The sequence below is a fragment of the Acinetobacter sp. YH16053 genome (genome assembly GCF_013417035.1).
Lineage (GTDB): Bacteria > Pseudomonadota > Gammaproteobacteria > Pseudomonadales > Moraxellaceae > Acinetobacter > Acinetobacter towneri.
This window is the reverse complement of the sequence record NZ_VPEP01000144.1, coordinates 1-1,194: the sequence shown is the minus strand read 5'-3', so window position 1 is coordinate 1,194 and position 1,194 is coordinate 1. Positions and strand designations below refer to the sequence as shown.

The window sequence follows — 1,194 nt, the reverse complement described above, 5'->3', positions numbered from 1 at the left end:
ATCAATTTAATGTTGCAAGACAAACAGCGTACCAAGCGTTAAAAGATGCTTGTAAAGATCTATTCGTACGCCAATTTAGCTATCAAGAAATCAATAAGAGAGGAAATGTAGAAAATGTTTTAAGCCGCTGGGTCAGCGAGATTAGATATATCGATGATGAAGCAACCGTGAAGTTAATATTTGCTCCTGCAATTGTCCCACTTATTACACGTTTAGAAGAGCAATTTACTAAATATGAATTACAACAAATTAGTAATCTCAGCAGTGCGTATGCTGTGCGGTTATATGAATTGTTAATAGCTTGGCGCAGTACAGGCCAAACTCCTATTATTGAACTAGCAGAGTTCAGGCAAAAAATAGGTGTTCTTGATGATGAATATACAAGAATGGGGAATTTCAAAGACCGAGTATTAAATTTGGCTATTGCTCAAATTAATGAACATACAGATATTAAAGTCCAATGTCAGCAACATAAAAAGGGACGTAATATTTCTGGCTTTTCATTTACCTTTAAACAGAAAAAGGTCGTTATAGCTAACAATAAAAAGCAAACTACTCTTGAGATTTTCTCAAAATTTACTGATGCACAGCGACATTTTTTTGCTAATAAGCTATCTGAGCTTCCAGAAATGAATAAATATTCTCAAGGTACTGAAAGCTATTCGCAGTTCGCAGTTCGAATTTCTGAAATGCTAAAAGATCTACAAAAATTTGAAGAACTACTGCCATATCTAGAGAAAGTAGGCTTTAATGCAAAATAAAACTCATGTTCAGATTGGATGTTCATATGAACATTCCTGTACACGTACTGAGGGACTCCATTGAACACAACAAAATTCAGCGTTATGGACGCCAGTAAAGCGTTTAAAAAGTCTAGAACAACAATTTATGAAGCTATAAAAAGTGGCGAATTATCAAGGGATAGTGATGGACTCATAGATCTATCGGAATTAATAAGAGTTTATGGAAATCCAACTGGTGTTCAGTCCAGTACACGTATTGAACAAGTCCAGAAGGATGCACCTGTACGTGTACAGTCCGAGATCGAAAATGTTCTAAAAGATCAGATTGCTTTACTTAAAAATCAGTTAGATTTAGCAAATCAAAGAGAAAAGTCTTTGATGCAACATATTGAAGATCTTACTCATAGAATTGAGTTTAAAGGCACCTTAGAACAGCCAAAACAAGAAAATA

2 protein-coding genes are annotated in these 1,194 nt (G+C 34.7%); both read left to right on the top strand.

Annotated features, from left to right (window positions below; all coding sequences use genetic code 11):
* Window positions 1-761, top strand: a 761-nt coding sequence (gene repM / locus FTV43_RS15665) for a replication initiation protein RepM (protein ID WP_179995856.1), incomplete at its 5' end; no start/stop codon positions are given.
* A gap of 60 nt (window positions 762-821) precedes the next feature.
* The coding region (locus FTV43_RS15660; RefSeq protein ID WP_257224135.1) for a plasmid replication DNA-binding protein at window positions 822-1,194 on the top strand (373 nt) is incomplete at its 3' end.